Source organism: Pseudomonas canadensis (genome assembly GCF_000503215.1).
Taxonomy (GTDB): Bacteria; Pseudomonadota; Gammaproteobacteria; order Pseudomonadales; family Pseudomonadaceae; genus Aquipseudomonas; species Aquipseudomonas canadensis.
Genome location: NZ_AYTD01000014.1, coordinates 130401 through 154371, shown reverse-complemented (window position 1 = coordinate 154371; position 23971 = coordinate 130401). Strand labels below are relative to the sequence as shown.

The following is a 23971-nucleotide window of genomic DNA, read 5'->3' as shown; positions in this document are numbered from 1 at the left end:
TGCTGCGCGTGCCGGGTTGTTCCGGAGCAGGCGTGGCGCAGTAACGTTCTGATCGCCGAGACATCGCCATGCCCATGTACGACTATCAATGTGCTTCCTGTGGTCATCAGTTGGAAGCCATTCAGAAGATCAGCGCCGCGCCGCTGGTCGATTGCCCGGCCTGCCAAGCGCCGCAGCTCAAGAAAATGTTGTCCATGCCAGGCTTCCGCCTGAGCGGCAGCGGCTGGTACGAAACCGACTTCAAGACCGGCTCGAAGAAGAACCTGGCGGGCGGCGACAAAGCAGACTGAGTTGAACTCTACGCGCAGGCTCCTGCATTATCCGTCCCCTGCTTTAATGCACGGTGACGAGGCAAGCCTCCACCGAATTTCGAATTACGAGAAGTGAAACCACTACCATGATGCGCAGCCATTATTGCGGCCAACTGAACGAGACCCTGGAAGGTCAGGAAATCACCCTTTGCGGATGGGTTCACCGTCGCCGCGACCACGGCGGGGTGATCTTCCTCGATATCCGTGATCGTGATGGTCTGGCCCAGGTGGTGTTCGATCCGGATCGCGCCGAGAGCTTCGCCGCCGCCGATCGCGTGCGCAGCGAATACGTCGTGAAGATCACCGGCAAGGTACGCCTGCGTCCGGCCGGTGCCGTGAACAAGAACATGGCCTCCGGCGGCATTGAAGTGCTGGGCTATGAACTGGAAGTGCTGAACGAATCGGAAACCCCGCCGTTCCCGCTCAACGAATACTCCGACGTCGGCGAAGAAACCCGCCTGCGTTATCGCTTCCTGGACCTGCGTCGTCCGGAAATGGCCGAGAAGCTGCGCCTGCGTTCGCGCATGACCACCAGTATCCGCCGCTTCCTCGACGAAAACGGCTTCCTGGACGTTGAAACCCCGATCCTGACCCGGGCCACCCCGGAAGGTGCGCGTGACTACCTGGTACCGAGCCGTACCCATGCAGGTTCGTTCTTCGCCCTGCCGCAATCGCCACAACTGTTCAAGCAGTTGCTGATGGTGGCTGGCTTCGACCGCTACTACCAGATCGCCAAGTGCTTCCGTGACGAAGACCTGCGCGCCGACCGCCAGCCGGAATTCACCCAGATCGATATCGAGACCAGCTTCCTCGATGAAAAAGAGATCATGGGCCTGACCGAGCAGATGATCCGTAATCTGTTCAAGGAAGTGCTGGACCTGGAGTTCGGCGATTTCCCGCACATGACCTTCGAAGAAGCCATGCGCCGTTACGGTTCCGACAAGCCAGACCTGCGTAACCCGCTGGAACTGGTGGACGTGGCCGACCAACTCAAGGCAGTCGACTTCAAGGTGTTCAGCGGCCCGGCCAATGACCCTAAGTGCCGCATCGCCGCCCTGCGCGTGCCTGGCGGCGCGAGCATGCCGCGCAAGCAGATCGACGACTACACCAAGTTCGTCGGCATCTACGGTGCCAAGGGCCTGGCGTACATCAAGGTCAACGAGCGCGCCAATGGCGTTGACGGCCTGCAATCGCCGATCGTCAAAAACATCCCGCTGGACAACCTGAACGCGATCCTCGACCGCGTCGGTGCAGTCGACGGCGATATCGTGTTCTTCGGCGCCGACAAGGCCAAGATCGTCAGCGAGGCCCTGGGCGCACTGCGCATCAAGCTGGGTCACGACCTGAACCTGCTGACCTGCGAATGGGCCCCGATGTGGGTCGTTGACTTCCCGATGTTCGAAGAGAACGACGACGGCAGCTTCAGCGCCTTGCACCACCCGTTCACCGCGCCGAAGTGCTCCCCGGCCGAGCTGGAAGCCAACCCGGCGGGCGCGCTGTCCCGCGCCTACGACATGGTGCTCAACGGTACTGAGCTGGGTGGCGGTTCGATCCGTATCCACCGCAAGGAGATGCAACAAGCGGTCTTCCGCCTGTTGGGCATCAACGAAGCGGAACAGGAAGAGAAGTTCGGCTTCCTGCTCGACGCCCTGAAATACGGCGCGCCGCCGCACGGTGGCCTGGCGTTCGGTCTGGACCGTCTGGTGATGCTGATGACCGGCGCCCAGTCGATCCGTGAAGTGATCGCCTTCCCGAAAACCCAGAGCGCTGCGGACGTCATGACCCAGGCTCCGGGTGTGGTGGATGCCAAGGCACTGCGCGAGTTGCACATCCGCCTGCGTGAGACGCCTAAGGCTGAGTAAGGCTGCTGCGTGAAAGCGCACTGAGGTTTACGCAGTCTAAAAAGGCGCATCTTCGGATGCGCCTTTGCGTTAAAGGACTATTCCTCGCCTGGGGCGGGGTTGATCAAGGTTTCTACAGAATTTCGGAGTTGTGTTATGGCTGGCCATTCCAAGTGGGCGAACATCAAGCACCGCAAAGAGCGTCAGGATGCCAAGAAAGGCAAGATCTTCACCAAGTGGATCCGCGAGCTGACCGTCGCCGCCCGCCAGGGCGGTGGTGACCCCGGCTCCAACCCGCGTCTGCGCCTGGCGTTGGACAAGGCGCTTGGCGCCAACATGAGCCGCGACATCATCGACCGCGCCGTGGCCCGTGGCGCCGGTGCTGCCGATACCGACGATATGGTCGAACTGAGCTACGAAGGCTACGGCCCGGGCGGCGTGGCGGTGATGGTCGAGTGCATGACTGACAACCGCAACCGTACCGCGGCAGCCGTGCGCCACGCGTTCAGCAAGTGCGGTGGCAACCTTGGCACCGACGGTTCGGTGGCTTACCTGTTCGAGCGCAAGGGGCAGATCACCTTCGCCCCCGGCACGGATGAAGACGCGCTGATGGAAGCGGCGATGGAGGCGGATGCCGACGACGTGGTGACCAATGAAGACGGTTCCATCGACGTGTTCACCTCGTTCGCCAGCTTCTATGCCGTGCGCAATGCCCTTGAAGCCGCGGGTTTCAAAGGCACCGACGCGGAAATCGTGATGCTGCCGACCACCAGTGCCGAGCTGGACCTGGATGGCGCGCAGAAAGTGCTGAAGATGCTGGATATGCTGGAAGACCTGGATGATGTGCAGAACGTGTATTCCAATGCCGACATCCCGGAATCCGTCGCCGAACAGCTCTCCTAGGCACACCGCTCCCCTGTAGGAGCCGGCTTGCCGGCGATAGGGCCCTTGAGGACGCCATCGCCGGCAAGCCGGCTCCTACGGGGTTTCATGTCACCCTGCATGTTTTATGCTGGTTTCTCTTTACCTTATCTGCAGGCGTTATGACTTTAATCCTAGGTATCGACCCCGGTTCGCGCATCACCGGTTTTGGCGTGGTGCAACAGACCCCGCGCGGCTGTGTCTACGTCGCTTCGGGCTGCATCCGCACCGGCGCGGGCGAGTTGGCCGAGCGCCTGCAGATTGTCTATCGCGGCGTGCGTGAAGTGATCCAGACCTACGGACCGGTCACCATGGGCATCGAAAAGGTGTTCATGGCAAAAAATGCTGACTCCGCGTTAAAGCTTGGCCAGGCCCGTGGCGCTGCCATCGTTGCCGGGGCGGAGGAGGGCATGGAGATCGCCGAGTACACGGCGACCCAGGTCAAGCAGGCCGTGGTCGGCACCGGTGCGGCGAATAAAGAGCAGGTGCAGATGATGGTCATGCACATGCTCAAGCTCACTTCAAAACCGCAGATCGACGCCTCCGACGCCCTGGCCATTGCCATTTGCCATGCGCACACCCGCTCCAGCTTGCTGCCTCATGGGCTGGGTACGGCACGCAGTCGTGGCGGGCGGCTGCGTCTCTGATAGCATCAGCGCAATCGTAATTTCCGGTCAGGCCATGCGCTGACCCCAAGCTTTAAGGATCTGAACCGTGATTGGACGCTTGCGCGGCACCCTGGCTGAGAAACAGCCGCCGCACCTGATTCTGGATGTAAACGGGCTGGGGTATGAGCTGGAAGTGCCCATGACCACCCTGTATCGCCTACCGTCGGTCGGTGAGCCGATTACCCTGCACACCCACTTGGTGGTGCGCGAAGACGCGCAACTACTCTATGGTTTCATCGGCAAGCGCGACCGTGACTTCTTTCGCGAGCTGATCCGCCTCAACGGCGTGGGCCCGAAACTGGCCTTGGCGTTGATGTCGAGCCTGGAAGTGGATGAGCTGGTGCGCGCGGTTTCGGCCCAGGACACGTCGGCGCTGACCAAGGTGCCGGGTGTCGGCAAGAAGACTGCCGAGCGCCTGCTGGTGGAACTCAAGGACCGCTTCAAAGCCTGGGAAGTGGTACCGAGTATGTTCGCCCTGGTGCCGAATCAGCCGGATATGCCGGCGGGCCAAGTTGCCAGCGCCGAAAGCGATGCCGTCAGCGCGCTGATTTCCCTGGGCTACAAGCCGCAGGAAGCCAGCAAGGCCGTGTCGGCCATCAAGGACAAGAACCTGAGCAGTGAAGACATGATCCGCCGCGCCCTGAAGGGAATGATTTAAGTGATTGAAGCTGATCGTCTGATTGCAGCCACTGGCCCGCGCGACCGTGAAGAGGTCCAGGACCGCGCCATCCGCCCCCTGAGCCTGGCCGAATACATCGGTCAGCCCACCGTGCGTGAGCAGATGGAGTTGTTCATCCAGGCTGCGCGCGGGCGCAGTGAGTCCCTGGACCACACGCTGATCTTCGGGCCGCCTGGGTTGGGCAAGACCACCCTGGCCAACATCATCGCCCAGGAAATGGGCGTATCGATCAAGTCCACCTCCGGCCCGGTGCTGGAGCGTCCGGGGGATCTGGCGGCGTTGCTGACCAACCTCGAGCCCCATGACGTGCTGTTTATCGACGAGATTCACCGGCTTTCGCCGATCGTCGAGGAAGTGCTGTACCCGGCGATGGAGGACTTCCAGCTCGACATCATGATTGGCGAAGGCCCGGCGGCCCGTTCGATCAAGCTCGATCTTCCGCCTTTCACCCTGGTGGGGGCCACCACCCGCGCCGGTATGTTGACCAACCCTTTGCGAGACCGTTTCGGCATTGTTCAACGTCTAGAGTTCTATAGCACGGCGGACTTGGCGACCATCGTCAGTCGTTCGGCGAGCATTCTCGGTTTGCCGCTGGACCCGGAAGGCGCGTTTGAAATCGCCCGCCGGGCCCGTGGTACGCCTCGGATCGCCAACCGTCTGCTGCGCCGTGTGCGGGACTTTGCCGAGGTGCGGGCCAAGGGGCATATCACCAAGGCGGTGGCCGATCTGGCGTTGAACCTGCTGGATGTGGATGAGCACGGCTTCGATCACCAGGATCGGCGTCTACTCTTGACCATGATCGAGAAGTTCGACGGCGGGCCGGTAGGCGTCGACAGCTTGGCCGCGGCCATCAGCGAAGAACGCCATACCATTGAGGATGTGCTGGAGCCATATCTGATCCAGCAGGGTTACATCATGCGTACGCCGAGGGGGAGAGTCGTCACGCGCCACGCCTATCTGCACTTCGGGTTAAACATTCCGTCACGATTGGGCGAGATGCCTGTAGTAGACGAATTCCTCGATGCAGTGGACGATTAAAAGCTTCACGCCAGACGATTTATCCGAGGTTTGTGCTGTCCTAGTGGCTGGTGTCGTCATTCAGTCACTCGAAATGTTTCGATGGATTAAAAAACAGTTGCCCAGCCGGATTGGCAACCTGAGGAGTAAGCACTAGAGTATGCGCGCGCAAAACGGGGATCAGTCGTTCGCACATCGCTGTCGCGTTTATTACGAGGACACCGATGCGGGCGGCATCGTGTATTACGTCAACTACCTCAAGTTCATGGAGCGGGCTCGAACCGAGCGGCTACGGGAGCTGGGCTTTGCCCAATCCCAGCTGGCAGGGGAGGACCTGTTATTCGTCGTGCATTCCAGCGAGGCGCGCTATCACGCGCCGGCGCGGCTGGACGACGAACTGTTGGTCAGCGCTGAAGTAATCGAATTGAACCGTGTCAGCCTGCGTTTCAAGCAGCAGGTCAGGCGGGCAACGGATGCAACGCTGCTCTGTGAGGGGCAGTTCCTGGTGGCCTGTGTGCGCACCAATAGTTTGAAACCCCGGGCCATTCCCGAAGCTCTACGTGCGGCCTTTGCCGACGTAAGCGGCGCGGGTAAACAATCAAAGCAGGAGATTTAGCGTGGAACCTACCGTCGTCGACCATTCCTCCATGTGGAGCCTGGTCAGCAATGCCAGTGTTGTGGTTCAACTGGTCATGCTGACCCTGGTAGCTGCATCGGTTACCTCTTGGGTCATGATTTTTCAGCGTAGCAATCTGTTGCGTGCCGGTCGACGTGCCCTGGAGAGCTTTGAAGAGCGCTTCTGGTCGGGTATCGACCTGTCCAAGCTTTACCGTCAGGCGGGCAGCAACCCGGACCCGGATTCGGGCGTCGAGCAGATCTTCCGCGCCGGCTTCAAGGAATTCTCCCGCCTGCGCCAGCAGCCAGGTGTTGACCCGGAAGCGGTCATGGAAGGTGTGGCTCGTGCCATGCGCGTTGCCATTTCCCGTGAAGAAGAGAAGCTTGAGCAAAGCTTGCCGTTCCTCGCCACCGTCGGCTCCGTAAGCCCTTACATCGGCTTGTTCGGTACCGTGTGGGGGATCATGAACTCCTTCCGTGGCCTGGCCCAGGCCCAGCAAGCGACCCTGGCTACCGTGGCGCCAGGTATTGCCGAAGCCCTGATCGCCACCGCGATCGGCCTGTTCGCTGCTATCCCCGCAGTAATTGCCTACAACCGTTTTGCTGCTCGCGGCGAGAACCTGATTGGCCGTTACTACACCTTCGCCGATGAATTCCAGGCGATCCTGCACCGTAAAGTGCACACCAGCGAAGAATAAGCAGGTATCTCACGATGGCTTTAATCACTCGAGCTCGAACCAAGCGCAAGCCGGTCGCCGAGATGAACGTAGTGCCTTACATCGACGTGATGCTGGTGCTGCTGGTTATCTTCATGGTGACCGCGCCGATGCTCAACCAGGGTGTGAAGGTTGACCTGCCCAAGGTTTCCAGCGAAGCCTTGCCGCAAGACAACAACACCCAGGTGCTGACCATTTCGATCAAGTCCGACAAGACCTATTACTGGAACCTTGGCAGCGAAGTCGACACTCAGAAGCAGCAGGACAAGGCCCTGACCTTGCCGGCGATGACCGATGCGGTGACCAAGATCATTCGTTCCGGCAACGAAGGCGGCAAGCACACCCAGGTCTTCATCCGCGGTGACAAGGCGGTCGACTACGGCTCCGTCATGGGCGCCATGGGCGGGCTGCAGAAGGCCGGCGTGGGTAACGTTGGCTTGATTACCGAGGCGCCCTGATGCAGCAACAGCGAGAGCCGTCCGCCTCGGAAAGCTACTTCTGGCCTAGCGTCTGGGCAATTGCCCTGCACGTCCTGGTGTTTGGCATGCTGTTCGTCAGCTTTGCCATGACTCCGGACCTGCCGCCAGCCAAGCCGATCGTGCAGGCGACCCTGTATCAGCTGAAATCGAAAAGTCAGGCCACCACCCAGACCAATCAGAAGATTGCGGGTGAGGCCCAGAAGTCGGCTGCGCGCCAGACTGAAGTCGAACAGATGGAACAGAAGAAGGTCGAGCAGGAAGCGGTGAAGGCTGCTGCGGAACAAAAGAAAGAAGAGGCGGCTCAAAAGGCCGAGGAATCGAAAAAGGCTGACGAAGCCAAGAAAGCGGACGAGGCGAAAAAGGCTGATGAAGCCAAGAAAGCCGAGAAAGCTGCCGAAGCCAAAAAGGCCGAAGAGAAACAATTGGCTGATATAGCCAAGAAGAAGTCTGAAGAAGAAGCCAAGAAGGCTGCTGAAGAAGAGGCCAAGAAAAAGGCCGCTGAAGACGCCAAGAAGAAAATAGTCGAAGACGCGAAGAAGAAAGCCGCCGAAGACGCCAAGAAAAAAGCTGAAGCAGACGAGGCGAAGAAAAAAGTCGCCGACGACGCGAAGAAGAAAGCTGCCGCCGACGCCCAGAAGAAAAAGGCCCAGGAAGCAGCGCGCAAATCCGCCGAAGAGAAAAAGGCCCAGGCCTTGGCAGATCTGCTCTCCGACACGCCGCAGCGTCAGCAAGCCTTGGCCGATGAACGTGGTGATGAAGTCGCGGGCAGTTTCGACGACCTGATTCGGGCGCGGGCAGCAGAGGGATGGACACGTCCACCTTCGGCACGTAAAGGCATGACAGTAGTGCTGCAGATCGGCATGTTGCCGGACGGTACGGTGACTTCGGTCAGCGTGTCCAAGTCCAGTGGTGACGGTTCGTTCGACAGTTCGGCGGTTGCCGCGGTCAAGAATATTGGCCGGTTGACCGAGATGCAGGGAATGAAACCAAGCGACTTCGCTCCCTATCGTTCATTCAAGATGACATTCACACCTGAGGATCTAGCCTTGTGAGAAACCTTCTTCGAGGAATGCTTGTCGTTATTTGCTGTATGGCAGGGATAGCGGCGGCGGATGAAAAGAACATTCTGGTCACCAGCGGTAGCGATCGGGCCACCCCGATCGCGGTAGTGCCGTTCGGCTGGCAGGGCGGCAGCGTGCTGCCGGACGACATGGCCCAGATCGTCAGCGACGACCTGCGCAACTCCGGTTACTACGCACCGATTCCAAAAGGCAACATGATCAGCCAGCCAAACCAGGCCAGCGAAGTCGTGTTCCGCGACTGGAAAGCGGTGGGTGCGCAGTACCTGATGGTCGGCAATATCACGCCGGCCGGTGGTCGTCTGCAAATCACCTACACCTTGTTCAACGTGGCGACCGAACAGCAGGTCTTGACCGGCAGCGTGTCGGGCACTGCCGAGCAGATCCGCGACATGGCCCACTACATCTCGGACCAGTCGTTTGAAAAGCTCACCGGTATCAAGGGTGCGTTCTCGACGCGTCTGCTGTACGTAACGGCTGAACGTTTCTCTGTAGACAACACTCGTTACACTTTGCAGCGCTCGGACTACGACGGTGCACGGGCTGTGACCTTGCTCCAATCCCGTGAGCCAATCCTGTCGCCGCGCTTCGCGCCGGACGGCAAGCGTATTGCCTACGTGTCCTTCGAGCAGAAGCGTCCGCGTATCTTCGTCCAGCACATTGATACTGGCCGTCGTGAGCAGATCACCAACTTCGAAGGCCTCAACGGTGCACCGGCCTGGTCGCCGGATGGTTCGCGCCTGGCGTTCGTGCTGTCCAAGGATGGCAACCCGGATATCTACGTGATGAACATGGCTTCGCGCCAGATTTCCCGCGTAACCAGCGGCCCGGGCATCAACACCGAACCGTTCTGGGGCAAGGATGGTTCGACCATCTACTTCACCTCTGACCGAGGCGGCAAGCCACAGGTCTACAAGGCGAACGTGAATGGTGGTGGGGCAGAGCGTGTTACTTTTATCGGTAACTACAACGCCAACCCTAAGCTTTCGGCCGATGAAAAGACGTTGGTGATGATTCACCGTCAGGATGGTTTCACTAATTTCCGGGTTGCGGCCCAGGATTTGCAGCGCGGAACCGTAAAAATCCTCACAGATACCAACCTTGATGAGTCAGCCACTGTTGCGCCCAACGGCACCATGGTAATCTACGCCACCCGCCAGCAGGGCCGGGGAGTCTTGATGCTCGTGTCCATAAATGGACGCGTAAGGCTCCCACTTCCTACCGCACAAGGCGAAGTCAGAGAACCATCCTGGTCCCCTTACCTGAACTGACGCGGCGCTACAAAAAGAAGTACTTAACACACTGGGGTTCATTAGGAGTTTCACGATGGAAATGCTGAAGTTTGGTAAGTTTGCTGCTCTGGCTCTGGCTCTGTCCGTAGCCGTTGGTTGCTCGTCTAAAGGCGGCGACAATGCCGGTGAAGGCGCAGCTGTTGATCCAAACGCTGGTTACGGCGCTAACACTGGTGCGGTTGACGGCTCCCTGAGCGAAGAAGCTGCTCTGCGCGCTATCACCACTTTCTACTTCGAATACGACAGTTCGGACCTGAAACCAGAAGCCATGCGCGCTCTGGACGTTCACGCGAAGGACCTGAAAGCTAACGGCGCTCGCGTTGTACTGGAAGGTAACACTGACGAACGTGGTACTCGTGAGTACAACATGGCACTGGGCGAGCGTCGTGCGAAAGCCGTTCAGCGCTACCTGGTACTGCAAGGTGTTGCTCCAGGCCAACTGGAACTGGTTTCCTACGGTAAAGAGCGTCCAGTTGCTACTGGCCACGACGAGCAGTCCTGGGCTCAAAACCGTCGCGTCGAACTGCGTAAGTAATTCGTCATGCGAACGTGCCGTCGTGCTCTAACTGTATTGGCTCTCAGCCTCGCACCGCTTGCGGTGTGGGCTGCGGTTCCTGTGGAAGATAGCAACTCTGGCTATAACAATAGCGGGAGCAGTTATCCGCCAGCAGGTTATGGCACGAACGGCGCCTATGCGGGGGGAGCGGCTACGTCCGCTCCCTCGGCACAGGGCGAACTGTTCAACCAGCTGCAACGCATGCAGGATCAACTGGCGCAGCAACAAGGCACCATTGAAGTACTGCAGAACCAAGTGAACCAGCTGAAGCAAGAAGGCCTGGAGCGTTACCAGGATCTTGATCGACGCATTGGAGCCGGCGTTCAACCTGCCGCAACTCCTGATAATTCTTCTGCCGGTGGCGCGCCAAGCGCTGCTGCCGGTGGTGCAGCAGCAGGGGCGGCTGCCAGCCAAGCCCCTGCCGCGAGCAGCGAACCGGGTGATCCGGCTAAGGAAAAGCTGTATTACGATGCAGCCTTCGACTTGATCAAAGCCAAGGATTTCGATAAGGCCAGCCAGGCATTTACCGCTTTCCTGCGTAAATACCCGAACAGCCAGTACGCGGGCAACGCCCAATACTGGTTGGGTGAAGTCAACCTGGCCAAGGGTGATCTACAGGGCGCGGGCCAGGCATTTGCCAAGGTCAGCCAGCTGTACCCCAAGCATGCCAAGGTGCCGGATTCGCTGTACAAACTCGCTGACGTAGAACGCCGCCTGGGTCATACCGACAAGGTCAAAGGCATTCTGCAGCAGGTTGTGGCCCAATATCCGGGGACTTCCGCTGCCCAGTTGGCCCAACGGGATCTGCAACGCTTGTAAGCGATGCAGCCCGTTTAGAAGAAACCCGCGCCTGTCGCGGGTTTTTTCGTTAGAATCCACGCCCTTTTATGAAACACGCTTTTTGGGGTCTACGCGTTGGCGGGGTCCCTCAAAGTGCCTGACGGAGGCGGACAGCCTGTTTAGCTGTTACGCCCGTGGCGACTATGCAAGACACATTACGTATTACCGAAGTTTTTTACTCATTGCAGGGTGAAACGCGAACGGCTGGCCTGCCCACAGTATTCGTGCGCCTGACCGGTTGCCCCTTGCGTTGCCAATACTGCGACAGCGCCTACGCCTTCAGTGGCGGCACGGTGCGCACCCTCGATGACATCCTGGAGCAGGTCGCCGGCTACAAGCCGCGCTACGTCTGTGTGACCGGCGGCGAGCCGTTGGCCCAGCCCAATGCCATCCCGTTGCTCAAGCAGCTGTGTGATGCCGGCTACGAGGTCTCCCTGGAGACCAGTGGCGCCTTGGACATCTCTGCGGTCGACCCCCGTGTCAGCCGCGTGGTCGACCTCAAGACCCCCGACTCCAAGGAAGCGCACCGTAACCGCTACGAGAACATCGAGCTGCTGACGGCCAACGATCAAGTCAAGTTCGTGATCTGCTCCCGCGACGACTACGACTGGGCGAACTCCAAGCTGATTCAATACGGGCTGGACCGCCGCGCAGGCGAAGTACTGTTTTCGCCAAGCCACCATGACCTGAACGCACGCGACCTCGCTGATTGGGTGGTTGCGGACAATCTCCCGGTGCGCCTGCAATTGCAGCTGCATAAATACCTTTGGAACGACGAGCCAGGACGCTGATATGACTGAACACACAATGGATCAAAAACGCGCGGTAATCCTGCTGTCCGGCGGCCTCGACTCGGCCACCGTGGTGGCCATGGCCCAGGCGCAAGGCTACAGCTGCTACACCATGAGCTTCGACTACGGCCAGCGTCACCGCGCCGAGCTGAACGCCGCCGCGCGTGTTGCCCGTGAGATGGGCGTGGTCGAGCACAAGGTGATCGGCCTGAACCTCAACGGCATCGGCGGCTCGGCGCTGACCGACAGCAGCATCGATGTGCCGGAAGCGCCCAGCGAAGGCATCCCGGTGACCTACGTGCCGGCACGCAACACCGTGTTCCTGTCCCTGGCCCTCGGCTGGGCAGAAGTGCTCAACGCTCGCGACATCTTCATTGGCGTCAACGCAGTGGATTACTCCGGTTACCCGGACTGCCGCCCAGAGTTCGTCGAGTCGTTCGAGCGCATGGCCAACCTGGCGACCAAGGCCGGTGTAGAAGGGCAGGGCTTCCGTATCCTGGCGCCGCTGCAAAACCTCAGCAAGGCCGATATCGTCAAGGCTGGTGTAGGACTTGGCGTGGATTATTCGCTGACTGTTTCCTGCTATCAGGCAGACGATGACGGCCGTGCTTGTGGGAAATGCGACAGCTGCCGACTGCGTGCAGAAGGCTTCCAAGCGGCCGGAATTACTGACCCAACGCGTTATTTCTGATTTATTTCAAATAAGGTGTTGAATAATCCTTAGAAATCAGTATTATACGCGCCACCACACAGCGGGTCGTTAGCTCAGTTGGTAGAGCAGTTGGCTTTTAACCAATTGGTCGTAGGTTCGAATCCCACACGACCCACCATTTTTGGCGGTTTAGAAAATCCGGAAGGCCCACGCAAGTGAGGATTTCCGGGTTTTTTTTTGCCTGCTGGAATACAGAGAAAGCCCCAGGCATACGAAGTGCCTGGGGTTTTTTGTATCCGAGCCATTGTCAGGCTCTGTTCAAAACCAATGGGTCATGATCAGGCTTCAAGGTCATTATTGGGGATGAAAAACAGCTAAAGTCTTTGAATATCCTAGGATTGTCCGACAATCAACCGCATGAAAAACTCTTCATAAACCCCTCGCTCGAACGTTGGTAGCTTCCTCGTCGCTGCCCCACAATTCGAGTCCTAATAATGAATAACAAAACTCTTAAAGGCGCCTTGGCGCTCGCCGTTTCCCTTGCCTCAACCCAGCTGTTCGCCGGTGGATTCGCGCTCAATGAACAAAGTATCAGTTCAATGGGCACGGGTTATGCCGGTCGCTCCTCATCGGCCGAAGACGCCAGTACCGTGTTTGGCAACCCCGCCGGTATGTCTCGCCTGAAGCAGAATGAAGTCAGTCTCGGTGCGACTTACCTCGATGCCAAAACCGATATCAAAGACGCCAGTTCCTCGCAGTTCGGTGCCGACAACCCAGGCACCAACAAGGGCGATATGGTGCCCGGCATTGCCGTGCCGATGGGGTATCTGGTCACGCCTATCGATGAGCACTGGGCGTTCGGTTTAGGCATCTATGCCCCGTTCGGCTTGGTGACCGACTATGAGCACAGCTTCCAGGGCAATGGCTTCGGCAACAAGAGCAAGGTTCAGGTCATCACCGTGCAGCCGACGGTCAGCTATGCCTTCAACGACAAGGTGTCGGTAGGCTTCGGCCCGACCTTCAATCGCATCAATGGCGAGCTGGACTCCAATGTGCCGCTGGGTGGCGGCGCGGGCGAAAGTGTGAAGGTCAAAGGCGACGACAACGCCACCGGGTTCAACGCCGGTATCCTGGTGCAACCCCTCGAAAGTACGCGTATCGGCGTGACCTACCACTCGCAGGTGGTCTACCACCTTACCGGCAAGACCCACGCCTCCGGGGTGATCTCCGATGCCTTCGACGGTGGGCCCCAGCACTATGACGCCAGCTTGAACGTCACCACGCCATCCTCGGTGGATTTTTCGGTCACCCATCAACTGAATGACGACTGGACCCTCTACCTCGGCAGCACCTACACCCGTTGGAGCCAGTTGAAGAAGATCACCATCAACAACGATGGCGTGTCCGATCTCACTGCTCAATTTGGTGGCCTTGGCTCGATCACCGAGCAACAGCACTGGCATGACACCTGGTCCCACGCCATCGGCGCGGCGTATCGGGTCAACAAACAACTGGTGCTACGGACCGGCTTCTCGGTGGACCAGACGCCGACTAATAACACCGACCGTTCAGTGCGAATTCCTACGGGTGACCGCACTGTTTTCAGCCTGGGCGCCGGTTGGACCCCTGTCGACAACCTGACCTTCGATGTGGCGTATTCCTACCTCAAGGAAGAGCCGATCAAGGTCCGTCAGAACCTTTCCCAGGTGGGCCTGACCTACGATGCCAAGTATGAAAACAGCGCCAATGGCTTCGGCGGATCGGTGACCTACCGCTTCTGATGTTCGCAAAACCGCAAAGAGCCAGTTTTTTGGCATGGCTCTTTGCTATCTATGTGCTGTCAATCGATCGAAGTCTTGGTTAAATTGAGCATTGCTCAGCTCAAGACAGGGATCGTCATGACCACGCTTTCGCCTATTAATACCGGCAATACGCTTATCGTCCGTCCGACAGAAACGCCGCCTGCAACCCTGACGCACAACATTGAAGTCAGCCTGAAGAGGCCCTCTTCAGTCGTCAGCCTGGGCAACGTCGTCTCCGATACGCTTTCCGACACCTATTCCCGTCGCGGGCAATTACCGGGTCAAGAGACCGTGCGCGCCTGGGAAAGTGACAGCCAGGACGCGCTCAGCAAATCGCTCAACGCCAACTTCAATTCGCAGTCGACGGCCAACCGCTTCAGTGGCTTGGGCGCTGGCCTGATTGCGCAGTTCGCCAAGGGCGGGGCAGGGATTTCCCAGTCGGTGATGTTCGCGAGTGCCGACCGCGCGGCGAACGCAGGTGAAATCAAAGTTGATCAGGGTCTGCTGCACACCAAGGCCGACAACCTGGTCAGCCTCAGCATCAAGACCGCCAGCGGTAAGACCGTCACCTTCAGCCTCTCGAGCCAGACCGATGGCCTGGGCGTGCAGGCCACAGTAGACGGTGGCACCTTGAGCGATGAGGAACTGAAGGCCGTCGGCAAACTGGGCAGCGCCTTCCAGTCCGCCGTAGATGGATTGACGGCAACGCCGCCGAAGCTCGACCTGAGCCAACTGACGCAGTTTGATACCAAGCTGCTGGCGTCGGTGGACCTCAATGCCAAGCTCAAATCCCTGGACGGCCAGGACCTGAGCCTGGCCTTCCATGCGGACAGCCAAAGCCGCACCACCCGCATGAGGGGCCCGCTCGGCGAGTTGAACTTGGCCGTCGACCTGAAAAACGCCGCGATCCTCGGCAACGCCAAGCAACAGGCCAAGGCCCTGCAACGCTATCTCGCCCAATTCGACCGGGCACAGGAGCGCGGCAGTGCCAAGCCAGAGCTGATGGCGATGTTCAAAGACGCCTTCAGCGCCATGAATAGTCATTATCCACAGGGCGTTACCCTGCCCGAAGCGTTGACGCGCAACTCGACTGATCAGGGCTTGCTGACCGGCTTGGCGGACTTCAAGGCATCCATCATACAGGCCAGCGAATCGCCGAACCCGATGCGTCCGTCTGAGGTGGACAGTTTCGCCTATGAGGTTTCGCAAAAGACCCGCGTCGGCGGCACCAGCACCTTGGATCGCAGTGTCAGCCAGGACCAGCAGTCGAGCCTGTCCGCGAGTTTCCATAAAGGGCTCAAGGGCGGCAAAGCGCCTGCCCTGGACGGCAACGCAGAGTCGCAGAACTATCGCTACATACAAGTGCAGGACAAGGTCAGCAGCTCGGCCAAGCTCTCCTACAAGGACGGCCTGCTGGCCAGTGCAACCCTCGACCAAAGTGCCAGCCAGAACACCCGCACGCAGCAGTATGTGATGGGCAAGTTGGTGGAAGACACCACGGTGCCGAAAGAGGCGTCGGTCAAGCGCGACTACCTGGTGCTGCTCGAATACGCCGCCAAGGAAAGCAAGAAGTCCAAGGATGCGCTGGAGGAGTCCACTGTTAAAGAAGCCCTGGCCAGCCTGCATGCTTCGGTAATGTTGCAGGAAGATCCGTCCGCACTGGCACGCTGATACGGCTGTAAAAAAGGCGCCTCCAGTGATGGAGGCGCCTTTTTTTTGCCCGACAGACGCACCGACGAATGCCAGATTAGGCTTTTGCAAGCCTTGGATATTCTGTAGCCTTGCGCAGCTTCACTTTAACCCGTGCTTGATGAACACAATCACTTCGTCCGGCGGCGCCCGAAGGGCTCCAGAGCCGGTGGTACACTCGACTTTCGCGCAACTGCGCCTGCAGGTCTTGCGAACATGACGCAAATTTCCGAACGCCTTCTGGTTCAAGCCCACCTCGACGCCAAGCAGCCCAAGGCTCTCAGCGCTGACGAAGAGGCGAGCCTGCGTACCGCCATCGCCGCCGAGCTCAAGGCTCAAGACGCGGTGCTGGTTGCCCACTTCTACTGTGACCCGGTGATCCAAGCCCTGGCCGAAGAAACCGGTGGCTGCGTCTCCGACTCCCTGGAAATGGCCCGCTTCGGCGCCGCCCACCCGGCCAAGACCGTACTGGTCGCCGGCGTGCGTTTCATGGGCGAGACCGCCAAGATCCTCACCCCGGAAAAACGCATCCTCATGCCCACTCTGGAAGCCACGTGTTCCCTGGACCTGGGTTGCCCGGTGGAGGAATTCTCGGCGTTCTGCGACCAGCATCCCGAGCGCACCGTGGTGGTGTACGCCAACACCTCGGCGGCGGTCAAAGCCCGAGCGGATTGGGTGGTGACTTCCAGCTGTGCATTGGAAATCGTCGAAAGCCTGATGGACAACGGCGAGACGATTATCTGGGGTCCGGACAAGCACCTGGGCACCTATATCCAGCGTCAGACCGGTGCCGACATGCTGCTGTGGGACGGTGCCTGCATCGTCCACGAAGAGTTCAAGTCCAAGCAGCTTGAAGACATGAAGGCGTTGTTCCCGGATGCAGCGATTTTGGTGCACCCGGAATCGCCGACGGCGGTGATCGAATTGGCGGATGCCGTAGGTTCGACCAGTCAATTGATTGCTGCCGCTCAGCGCCTGCCGAACAAAACCTTCATCGTCGCCACTGACCGCGGCATTTTCTACAAGATGCAGCAGCTGTGTCCGGACAAGGTCTTTGTCGAGGCGCCTACCGCCGGCAACGGCGCAGCGTGCCGCAGTTGCGCGCATTGCCCGTGGATGGCGATGAACACGCTGGAGCGCACGCTGCAGTGCCTGCGTGAGGGCAGCAACGAGATCTTCGTCGAGCCGTCCGTGATTCCGCAGGCAGTGCGCCCGCTCAAGCGCATGTTGGATTTCACCCAGGCCGCCCGCCTCAAGCTGGCCGGCAACGCATAACCTTGCAGGAGCCGGCAAGCCGGCTCCTGCAAAGAGCGGTTACTTTTTCTGTTTGGGGATACGAACCAGCTGGCTGTCGGAATAGATGTCATGCCAGCTGCGTTTGCGCTTATCCACCAGCGACCAGATAAATCCCAGCCCCACGCACAACCACGACGCAATCGACACCACAAAGCGCAACAGCGCCTGCCACAGGCTGATCCGTGAGCCATCGGCGTTCTGCACGCGCACGCCCCACACCTGCATGCCCAGGGTCTGCCCGGAATGGGTCCAGAACTTGGCAAAGAAGCCGAACAGCACAAACAACAGAATCGTCGACAGCAACGGGTCGCCGTCCAGCGCGCCGGACTCGGTGAGGGTGCGCATCTTGGCTTCACCGACAAACGCGATCCAGATCAGCTTGTAGGCGAACGCGGTGACGATCAGAAGTGCAGTGCATAATAGGAAGTCATAGAACATCGCTGCCAGGCGACGGCCCAGGCCAACGGCGGGGAACTCGCCTTGGGGGCTCAGCAGGGGTTTTGACATGGCAGGGCTCTCTGATGAAAAAAGCCATTTTACGAGCAAACGCACATAAAAAAGCCCCTGATGTCACCATCAGGGGCTTTTTGTCGCAGGAGGGATCAGCCTTCTGCTTGTACTTCGTCAGCCTGCATGCCTTTTTGGCCTTGCACAGCAACGAACGTCACTTTCTGGCCTTCTTTCAGGCTCTTGAAGCCGTTGCCCTGAATAGCGCGGAAATGCACGAACAGATCCGGACCGCTTTCTGGAGTGATAAAACCAAACCCTTTCTCGTCGTTAAACCACTTGACGGTACCGCTCTGACGTTCAGCCATTTTCTTATTTCCTTGACGCTAAAAATTAATGACAGCCCCTTTCGCATGAAAGAGTACTGGGCTGGGTTGCAGGAAAGTAAGAGACGTCGAACGGGTTGTAGCTAAGTTTGGCTACTGCCCAGGTCCAGGTTCCAAGCGACCCATGCAAACACAGTGGGCAAACTCTACGCCAACTAATGGAGAAAAAACAAGCCCTGCCAAAAGCCCAGGTTTTGCTAGGGCTTATGGCACTTGGGTGGATGTAGTGGATCCCACTTATTCGATAGAGTTGATCACTTGTTATAGCGGGGTCCCTATAAGAAAGACTATCGGGAGTGCACTGTTTTATGGCGATTGCGTTACAAATTAGTGCGCGTTAACGCAGTCGCGTTACTTATAGAAACAGTCAATCAGCCACGGTAGTAACGTTGCGGTACAAATGGCATTTTACTTACACGAAGTGGCACCTTTTTCCCACGTACCAACGCAGACACTTCGGTATCCAGCGCGATGAATGCGCTGTCCAGGTAACCCATGGCCAGCGGGCCGCCCAGGGTCGGACCGAAGCCACCGCTGCACACGGTGCCGATCACGGTGCCGTCTGCGTCGACGATTTCCGCGCCTTCACGTACGGGCGTGCGCTCTTGTGGCAACAAACCTACTCGTTTGCGGCTCACACCGGTTTGCTGCTGGGTGAAGATGTTGTCCGCACCCGGGAAGCCACCGGCACGCGTACCGTCGGCACGGCGGGCCTTGGAGATCGCCCACAGCAGGCTGGCTTCGATTGGTGTGGTGTCGGCGTTCATGTCGTGGCCGTACAGGCACAGGCCAGCTTCCAGGCGCAGCGAGTCGCGGGCACCCAGGCCGATGGCTTGTACTTCGGTCTCGGCCAGCAGGCTGCGCGCAAGGCTTTCGGCATTGGCGGCAGGCACGGAGATCTCGAAGCCGTCTTCGCCGGTGTAGCCCGAACGGCTGACATAACAGTCCACGCCCAGCAGGCGCAGCGTGGCGAACTGCATGAAGGTCATCTTGGTGACTTCCGGTGCCAGGCGCGCCAGTACCTTCACCGCCGCCGGACCTTGCAGGGCCAGGAGTGCACGTTCTTCGAACAGCGGCTCAATGGTGCACAGGTCACCGATATGCTGGCGCAGGTGTGCCAGGTCCTGGTCCTTGCAGGCGGCGTTGACCACCAGGAACAGTTCGTCGTTACCCAGGTTCGCCACCATCAGGTCATCGAGAATACCGCCCTGGTCATTGGTGAACATCGCGTAGCGCTGCATGCCCACCGGCAGGTCGATGATGTCGACCGGCACCAGGGTTTCCAAGGCTTTAGCAGCATTGGCCCCGGTGAGGCGGATCTGGCCCATGTGGGACACGTCGAACAGCCCGGCCTGATCACGGGTGTGCAGGTGTTCCTTCATCACGCCTAACGGGTATTGCACCGGCATGTCATAGCCGGCGAAGGGCACCATGCGTGCGCCCAGCTCGATGTGCAGGGCGTGCAATGGAGTTTTCAACAGGGTTTCGGTGGACATATTCAGCTCCTGAAAAACGTGCTGGCGCGCCGTTAGGCGTCAGCACTCGATAATGTTGACCGCCAAACCGCCACGGGCGGTTTCCTTGTATTTGCTTTTCATGTCGGCGCCGGTCTGGCGCATGGTGCGGATGACCTTGTCGAGGGACACAAAGTGCTGCCCATCGCCGCGCAAAGCCATGCGCACCGCATTGATCGCCTTGACCGAGCCCATCGCATTGCGCTCGATACAGGGCACCTGCACCAGCCCGCCAATCGGGTCGCAGGTCAGGCCGAGGTTGTGCTCCATGCCGATTTCGGCGGCGTTTTCCACCTGGGATACGCTGCCGCCCAAGACTTCGCACAACGCGCCGGCCGCCATGGAGCAAGCCACGCCGACTTCACCCTGGCAGCCAACTTCTGCGCCGGAGATCGACGCGTTTTCCTTGTACAAAATCCCGATGGCGGCGGCGGTGAGCAGAAAGCGCACCACACCGTCTTCGTTCGCGCCGGGGATAAAGCGCATGTAGTAATGCAGCACCGCCGGCACGATGCCTGCCGCTCCATTGGTGGGCGCCGTGACCACGCGGCCGCCGTTGGCGTTTTCTTCGTTGACGGCCAGGGCGTAAAGGTTGACCCAGTCGAGTACCGACAGTGGGTCGCGCAGCGCCGACTCCGGGTGTTTGCACAACTGGCGATGCAGGGCCGCGGCGCGACGCTTGACCTTCAAGCCGCCGGGCAGAATCCCTTCGTTGCGACAGCCCGCGTCCACACAGTCCTGCATCACTTGCCAGATCTTCAGCAGCCCGGCGCGGGTTTCCGCCTCCGGGCGCCAGGCGCTCTCGTTGGTCAGCATCACCTGGCTGATGGACAGCCCGTAGGTGGTGCAATGGCCGAGGAGGTCTTTGGCATGCTTGAAGGGGAAGGTCAGCGCTGTGGCATCCTCGACAATCCGGTCGGCGCCGGCGGCGTCTTCATCCACCACAAATCCACCACCGACCGAGTAGTACTCGCGGCTGCGGATCTGGATATTGGCGGCGTCGAAGGCACGGAAAATCATGCCATTGGGATGGTAGGCGAGGGGTTTGCGAATCATCGCCAGGTGTTCTTTCTCGTTGAACGCAATGCTGTGTTCGCCGAGTAAATTCAAGTGGCCGTCCTTGCGCATCTGCGCCAGGCGGGTGGTCACGGTTTCGGTATTCACGGTGTCCGGGTGTTCGCCTTCCAGGCCCAACAACACAGCCTTGTCACTGCCGTGGCCTTTGCCGGTGGCGCCCAGCGATCCGTAGAGTTCCACCTTGATGCCGGCGGTAGCGCTCAGCAGGTTGTCACGCTTGAGGCCCTCGACGAACCGAGCGGCGGCGCGCATCGGGCCGACGGTGTGGGAGCTGGAGGGGCCAATGCCAATCTTGAACAGGTCGAACACGCTTAAAGACATGGTTGTTCTCCGGTTTCTTATTATTGGGCACGCATTCACGGGGGCACCCGATCTTGTAGGAGCCGGCTTGCCGGCGATGCGGGCCTCGAGGCCGCCATCGCCGGCAAGCCGGCTCCTACAGGGAAGGTTGCGTTTACGCTTCCTGATAGTTCTCGATCGATGGGCACGCACACACCAGATTGCGATCGCCAAACACGTTGTCCACACGCCCCACCGGCGGCCAGTACTTGCCTTCGATCAAGGATGGCACCGGATACACCGCTTGCTCGCGGGTGTAGGGATGGGTCCACTCGCTCACCAGTTCAGCGGCGGTATGCGGCGCGTTTTTCAGCGGGTTGTCGTCCTTGTCCAAGGTGCCGTTTTCCACCGCGCGGATTTCTTCGCGGATGGCAATCATCGCGTTGCAGAAGCGGTCCAGTTCTTCCTTGGATTCGCTTTCGGTCGGCTCGATCATCAAGGTGCCGGCCACCGGGAACGACATGGTCGGCGCATGGAAGCCGAAGTCGATCAGGCGCTTGGCCACGTCGTCTACGCTGATGCCGCTGCTGTCTTTGAGTGGGCGCAGGTCGAGGATGCATTCGTGGGCCACCAGGCCGTTGCTGCCGGTGTAGAGCACTGGGTAGTGCTCTTCGAGGCGACGGGAGATGTAGTTGGCATTCAGGATCGCCAGTTGCGAAGCGCGCTTGAGGCCCGCACCGCCCATCATGCTGATGTACATCCAGGTGATCGGCAGGATGCTCGCGCTGCCGAACGGCGCCGCACACACCGCGCCTTCCTTGCGCGCCATGGCCGCGTGGCCGGGCAGGAACGGCGTGAGGTGCGATTTGACGCCAATCGGACCAACGCCCGGGCCACCACCGCCGTGCGGGATGCAGAAGGTCTTGTGCAGGTTCAGGTGGGACACGTCGCCGCCGAACTTGCCCGGTGCGCACAGGCCCACCATGGCGTTCATGTTGGCGCCATCGATGTACACCTGGCCGCCGTTGTCGTGAATGATGCCGCAGATTTCGCGGATACCTTCTTCGAACACGCCGTGGGTGGACGGGTAGGTGATCATCAGCGCGGCGAGGTGGTCACGGTGCTCGATGGCCTTGGCGCGCAGGTCTTCGATGTCCACGTTACCGCGTGCATCGCACGCAGTCACGACCACGCGCATGCCCGCCATGTTGGCGGTGGCCGGGTTGGTGCCGTGGGCCGACGAGGGGATCAGGCAGATGTCGCGGCGCTCATCGCCACGGCTCTGGTGATAGGCGCGGATGGCCAGCAGGCCCGCGTACTCGCCCTGGGAACCGGCGTTCGGCTGCAGGGAAATCGCGTCATAACCGGTGGCGGCGCAGAGCATGGCCTCCAAGTCGGAGGTCAGCTCCAGGTAGCCAGCGCTTTGCTCAGCCGGAGCGAACGGGTGCAGGGCGCCAAACTCGGCCCAAGTCACCGGGATCATTTCGCTGGCAGCGTTGAGCTTCATGGTGCACGAGCCCAGCGGGATCATGGTGCGGTCCAGCGCCAGGTCCTTGTCGGCCAGTTTGCGCAGGTAGCGCATCAGCTCGGTTTCGGAGTGATAACGGTTGAACACCGGATGGCTGAGGACTGGTGACTGGCGCAGCAGCGCGGCCGGCAGGGTGCTGTCTACTTTGGCGGCGAAGTCCGGCAGGGCCTTACCGTCGGCGAAGATTGCCCACAGGGTTTCGATATCGGCCTGGGTGGTAGTTTCGTCCACCGACACACCAAGACGCTCACCATCCACCACACGCAGGTTGATGCGCTGGGTGCGCGCCTTGTCGTGCAGCGCGGCAGTGTTGGCGCCGGTGTTGAGGGTGATGGTGTCGAAGAAATTTTCCTGCTCGACCTTCAAGCCCAGGGCGGTCAGGCCCTTGGCCAGGATCGCGGTCAGCTGGTGCACACGCTGGGCGATTTGGGTCAGGCCTTTGGGACCGTGGTACACGGCGTACATGCTGGCGATGTTCGCCAGCAACACTTGGGCGGTGCAGATATTCGACGTGGCTTTCTCGCGGCGGATATGTTGCTCGCGGGTCTGCATGGCCAGGCGCAGGGCCGGCTTGCCGAAACGGTCCACGGACACACCGACCAGACGGCCCGGCATGTCGCGTTTGAACGCATCCTTGGTGGAGAAATACGCCGCGTGCGGGCCACCAAAGCCCAGCGGTACGCCGAAGCGTTGCGCGCTGCCGATGGCCACGTCGGCGCCGAACTCACCCGGTGGGGTCAGCAGGGTCAGGGCGAGCAGGTCGGCGGCCACGGCCACCAAGGCGTTGGCGGCGTGGAAACGCTCGGTCAGTGCGCGGTAGTCGAATACGTCACCGTTGCTGGCCGGGTACTGCAGCAGGGCGCCGAAGAACGGGCTGATGTCGGTCAGTTCACGTTCATCGCCCACCACCACGTCGATGCCCAAGGGCTCGGCACGGGTGCGCAGCACGTCGAGGGTTTGCGGGTGGCTGTGGATCGAGGCGAAGAAGGCGTTGCTGCCCTTGTTCTTGCTCAGGCGCTTGCAGAAGGTCATGGCTTCGGCGGCGGCGGTGGCTTCGTCGAGCAAGGAGGCGTTGGCGATTGGCAGGCCGGTGAGGTCGCTGATCAGGGTCTGGAAGTTCAGCAGCGCTTCCAGGCGGCCTTGGGAAATCTCGGGTTGATACGGGGTGTAGGCGGTGTACCAGGCCGGGTTTTCCAGCAGGTTGCGCAGGATCGGCGACGGCGTGTGGCAGTTGTAGTAGCCCTGGCCGATGTAAGTCTTGAACAGTTGGTTCTTGCCGGCGATAGCCTTGATCTTGGCCAGTGCGTCGGCTTCGCTCAGGCCGTCTTCCAGGCCGAGCACGCTGGTGCCCTTGATGCTTTCCGGGATCACGCTGGCGCTCAGGGCTTCCAGGGAGTCGAAGCCCAGGCTGGCGAGCATCTGCTGCTCATCTTCCTGGCGCGGGCCGATGTGGCGGGCGATGAATTCGTTGGCGGTAGTCAGATTAACGGTCATGG

Annotated in this window: 23 protein-coding genes and 1 tRNA gene; 19 read left to right on the top strand and 5 right to left on the bottom strand. The window is 59.9% G+C overall.

What is annotated here, in order from left to right:
* Nucleotides 1-68: 68 nt before the first annotated feature.
* The 19 genes from U367_RS0115835 to nadA all read left to right on the top strand — a co-directional run bounded on the left by U367_RS0115835 (nt 69) and on the right by nadA (nt 17223).
* Nucleotides 69-290, top strand: coding sequence for an FmdB family zinc ribbon protein (locus U367_RS0115835; RefSeq protein WP_016975453.1), 222 nt, complete (start codon nt 69-71; stop codon nt 288-290).
* A gap of 107 nt (nt 291-397) precedes the next feature.
* Entirely contained in the window at nt 398-2173 is a 1776-nt protein-coding gene (gene aspS / locus U367_RS0115830; RefSeq protein ID WP_028617743.1) for an aspartate--tRNA ligase, read from the top strand.
* A gap of 135 nt (nt 2174-2308) precedes the next feature.
* The gene (locus U367_RS0115825) at nt 2309-3055 is read left to right on the top strand and encodes a YebC/PmpR family DNA-binding transcriptional regulator (RefSeq protein WP_028617742.1); all 747 of its coding nucleotides are present in this window, start codon (nt 2309-2311) and stop codon (nt 3053-3055) included.
* Nucleotides 3056-3195: 140 nt separating this feature from the next.
* Nucleotides 3196-3720 (top strand): crossover junction endodeoxyribonuclease RuvC, encoded by a 525-nt coding sequence (gene ruvC / locus U367_RS0115820; protein WP_016975450.1) that lies wholly within the window; start codon nt 3196-3198, stop codon nt 3718-3720.
* Between the two features lie 67 nt (nt 3721-3787).
* Nucleotides 3788-4399: a Holliday junction branch migration protein RuvA gene (ruvA, locus tag U367_RS0115815; protein WP_003175802.1), complete on the top strand. Its 612-nt coding sequence runs from the start codon at nt 3788-3790 to the stop codon at nt 4397-4399.
* Nucleotides 4400-5458, top strand: coding sequence for a Holliday junction branch migration DNA helicase RuvB (gene ruvB / locus U367_RS0115810; RefSeq protein WP_003193867.1), 1059 nt, complete (start codon nt 4400-4402; stop codon nt 5456-5458).
* A gap of 139 nt (nt 5459-5597) precedes the next feature.
* A complete protein-coding gene (ybgC, locus tag U367_RS0115805) occupies nt 5598-6053 on the top strand; it encodes a tol-pal system-associated acyl-CoA thioesterase (RefSeq protein ID WP_015885610.1) in 456 nt (151 codons plus the stop codon).
* Between the two features lies 1 nt (nt 6054).
* A complete protein-coding gene (tolQ, locus tag U367_RS0115800; protein ID WP_010208111.1) occupies nt 6055-6750 on the top strand; it encodes a protein TolQ in 696 nt (231 codons plus the stop codon).
* A 23-nt stretch (nt 6751-6773) separates the two neighbouring features.
* Entirely contained in the window at nt 6774-7226 is a 453-nt protein-coding gene (gene tolR / locus U367_RS0115795; RefSeq protein ID WP_161634127.1) for a protein TolR, read from the top strand.
* Nucleotides 7226-8299 (top strand): cell envelope integrity protein TolA, encoded by a 1074-nt coding sequence (gene tolA, locus U367_RS0115790; protein ID WP_016975448.1) that lies wholly within the window; start codon nt 7226-7228, stop codon nt 8297-8299. The genes tolR and tolA overlap by 1 nt, the downstream gene beginning before the upstream one ends.
* Before the next feature lie 17 nt (nt 8300-8316).
* Nucleotides 8317-9597 (top strand): Tol-Pal system beta propeller repeat protein TolB, encoded by a 1281-nt coding sequence (gene tolB / locus U367_RS0115785; protein WP_032864323.1) that lies wholly within the window; start codon nt 8317-8319, stop codon nt 9595-9597.
* A 55-nt stretch (nt 9598-9652) separates the two neighbouring features.
* Complete coding sequence (gene pal, locus U367_RS0115780) at nt 9653-10153, top strand: peptidoglycan-associated lipoprotein Pal (RefSeq protein WP_003209827.1); 501 nt, start codon at nt 9653-9655, stop codon at nt 10151-10153.
* Nucleotides 10154-10159: 6 nt separating this feature from the next.
* The gene (gene ybgF, locus U367_RS0115775) at nt 10160-10993 is read left to right on the top strand and encodes a tol-pal system protein YbgF (protein WP_016975447.1); all 834 of its coding nucleotides are present in this window, start codon (nt 10160-10162) and stop codon (nt 10991-10993) included.
* 164 nt (nt 10994-11157) lie between these two features.
* A complete protein-coding gene (gene queE / locus U367_RS0115770; RefSeq protein ID WP_010208116.1) occupies nt 11158-11805 on the top strand; it encodes a 7-carboxy-7-deazaguanine synthase QueE in 648 nt (215 codons plus the stop codon).
* Between the two features lie 16 nt (nt 11806-11821).
* Nucleotides 11822-12496, top strand: a complete 675-nt coding sequence (gene queC, locus U367_RS0115765; protein WP_028617741.1) for a 7-cyano-7-deazaguanine synthase QueC — start codon at nt 11822-11824, stop codon at nt 12494-12496.
* 63 nt (nt 12497-12559) lie between these two features.
* Nucleotides 12560-12635, top strand: a tRNA-Lys gene (locus tag U367_RS0115760).
* Nucleotides 12636-12951: 316 nt separating this feature from the next.
* On the top strand, nt 12952-14238 hold the full coding sequence (locus tag U367_RS0115755; RefSeq protein ID WP_028617740.1) for an OmpP1/FadL family transporter: 1287 nt from the start codon (nt 12952-12954) through the stop codon (nt 14236-14238).
* Between the two features lie 117 nt (nt 14239-14355).
* Nucleotides 14356-15930 carry a hypothetical protein gene (locus tag U367_RS0115750; protein WP_028617739.1) on the top strand — a complete coding sequence of 525 codons (1575 nt, stop codon included), beginning with the start codon at nt 14356-14358 and terminating at the stop codon, nt 15928-15930.
* Between the two features lie 234 nt (nt 15931-16164).
* Nucleotides 16165-17223, top strand: coding sequence for a quinolinate synthase NadA (gene nadA, locus U367_RS0115745; RefSeq protein ID WP_028617738.1), 1059 nt, complete (start codon nt 16165-16167; stop codon nt 17221-17223).
* Nucleotides 17224-17262: 39 nt separating this feature from the next.
* Here the strand turns inward: nadA and U367_RS0115740 are convergent, their stop codons facing one another.
* The 5 genes from U367_RS0115740 to gcvP all read right to left on the bottom strand — a co-directional run bounded on the left by U367_RS0115740 (nt 17263) and on the right by gcvP (nt 23969).
* Complete coding sequence (locus tag U367_RS0115740) at nt 17263-17751, bottom strand: RDD family protein (protein WP_028617737.1); 489 nt, start codon at nt 17749-17751, stop codon at nt 17263-17265.
* Between the two features lie 95 nt (nt 17752-17846).
* Nucleotides 17847-18059, bottom strand: coding sequence for a cold-shock protein (locus U367_RS0115735; protein ID WP_003365337.1), 213 nt, complete (start codon nt 18057-18059; stop codon nt 17847-17849).
* 389 nt (nt 18060-18448) lie between these two features.
* Nucleotides 18449-19573, bottom strand: a complete 1125-nt coding sequence (gene gcvT, locus U367_RS0115730; protein ID WP_028617736.1) for a glycine cleavage system aminomethyltransferase GcvT — start codon at nt 19571-19573, stop codon at nt 18449-18451.
* A gap of 39 nt (nt 19574-19612) precedes the next feature.
* Nucleotides 19613-20989, bottom strand: a complete 1377-nt coding sequence (locus U367_RS0115725; RefSeq protein ID WP_028617735.1) for an L-serine ammonia-lyase — start codon at nt 20987-20989, stop codon at nt 19613-19615.
* A gap of 133 nt (nt 20990-21122) precedes the next feature.
* Nucleotides 21123-23969 carry an aminomethyl-transferring glycine dehydrogenase gene (gene gcvP / locus U367_RS0115720; RefSeq protein ID WP_028617734.1) on the bottom strand — a complete coding sequence of 949 codons (2847 nt, stop codon included), beginning with the start codon at nt 23967-23969 and terminating at the stop codon, nt 21123-21125.
* Nucleotides 23970-23971: the final 2 nt, after the last annotated feature.

Bases quoted from the DNA above. Each gene is read 5' to 3' on its own strand.
- nadA (WP_028617738.1), top strand. From the start codon at position 16,165: ATGACGCAAATTTCCGAACGCCTTCTGGTTCAAGCCCACCTCGACGCC.
- tolA (WP_016975448.1), top strand. From the start codon at position 7,226: ATGCAGCAACAGCGAGAGCCGTCCGCCTCGGAAAGCTACTTCTGGCCT.
- queC (WP_028617741.1), top strand. From the start codon at position 11,822: ATGGATCAAAAACGCGCGGTAATCCTGCTGTCCGGCGGCCTCGACTCG.
- gcvP (WP_028617734.1), bottom strand. From the start codon at position 23,969: ATGACCGTTAATCTGACTACCGCCAACGAATTCATCGCCCGCCACATC.
- tolB (WP_032864323.1), top strand. From the start codon at position 8,317: ATGCTTGTCGTTATTTGCTGTATGGCAGGGATAGCGGCGGCGGATGAA.
- U367_RS0115755 (WP_028617740.1), top strand. From the start codon at position 12,952: ATGAATAACAAAACTCTTAAAGGCGCCTTGGCGCTCGCCGTTTCCCTT.
- ybgF (WP_016975447.1), top strand. From the start codon at position 10,160: ATGCGAACGTGCCGTCGTGCTCTAACTGTATTGGCTCTCAGCCTCGCA.
- aspS (WP_028617743.1), top strand. From the start codon at position 398: ATGATGCGCAGCCATTATTGCGGCCAACTGAACGAGACCCTGGAAGGT.
- U367_RS0115725 (WP_028617735.1), bottom strand. From the start codon at position 20,989: ATGTCTTTAAGCGTGTTCGACCTGTTCAAGATTGGCATTGGCCCCTCC.
- U367_RS0115825 (WP_028617742.1), top strand. From the start codon at position 2,309: ATGGCTGGCCATTCCAAGTGGGCGAACATCAAGCACCGCAAAGAGCGT.
- queE (WP_010208116.1), top strand. From the start codon at position 11,158: ATGCAAGACACATTACGTATTACCGAAGTTTTTTACTCATTGCAGGGT.
- ybgC (WP_015885610.1), top strand. From the start codon at position 5,598: ATGCGCGCGCAAAACGGGGATCAGTCGTTCGCACATCGCTGTCGCGTT.
- U367_RS0115835 (WP_016975453.1), top strand. From the start codon at position 69: ATGCCCATGTACGACTATCAATGTGCTTCCTGTGGTCATCAGTTGGAA.
- U367_RS0115750 (WP_028617739.1), top strand. From the start codon at position 14,356: ATGACCACGCTTTCGCCTATTAATACCGGCAATACGCTTATCGTCCGT.
- pal (WP_003209827.1), top strand. From the start codon at position 9,653: ATGGAAATGCTGAAGTTTGGTAAGTTTGCTGCTCTGGCTCTGGCTCTG.
- ruvC (WP_016975450.1), top strand. From the start codon at position 3,196: ATGACTTTAATCCTAGGTATCGACCCCGGTTCGCGCATCACCGGTTTT.
- U367_RS0115735 (WP_003365337.1), bottom strand. From the start codon at position 18,059: ATGGCTGAACGTCAGAGCGGTACCGTCAAGTGGTTTAACGACGAGAAA.
- U367_RS0115740 (WP_028617737.1), bottom strand. From the start codon at position 17,751: ATGTCAAAACCCCTGCTGAGCCCCCAAGGCGAGTTCCCCGCCGTTGGC.
- gcvT (WP_028617736.1), bottom strand. From the start codon at position 19,573: ATGTCCACCGAAACCCTGTTGAAAACTCCATTGCACGCCCTGCACATC.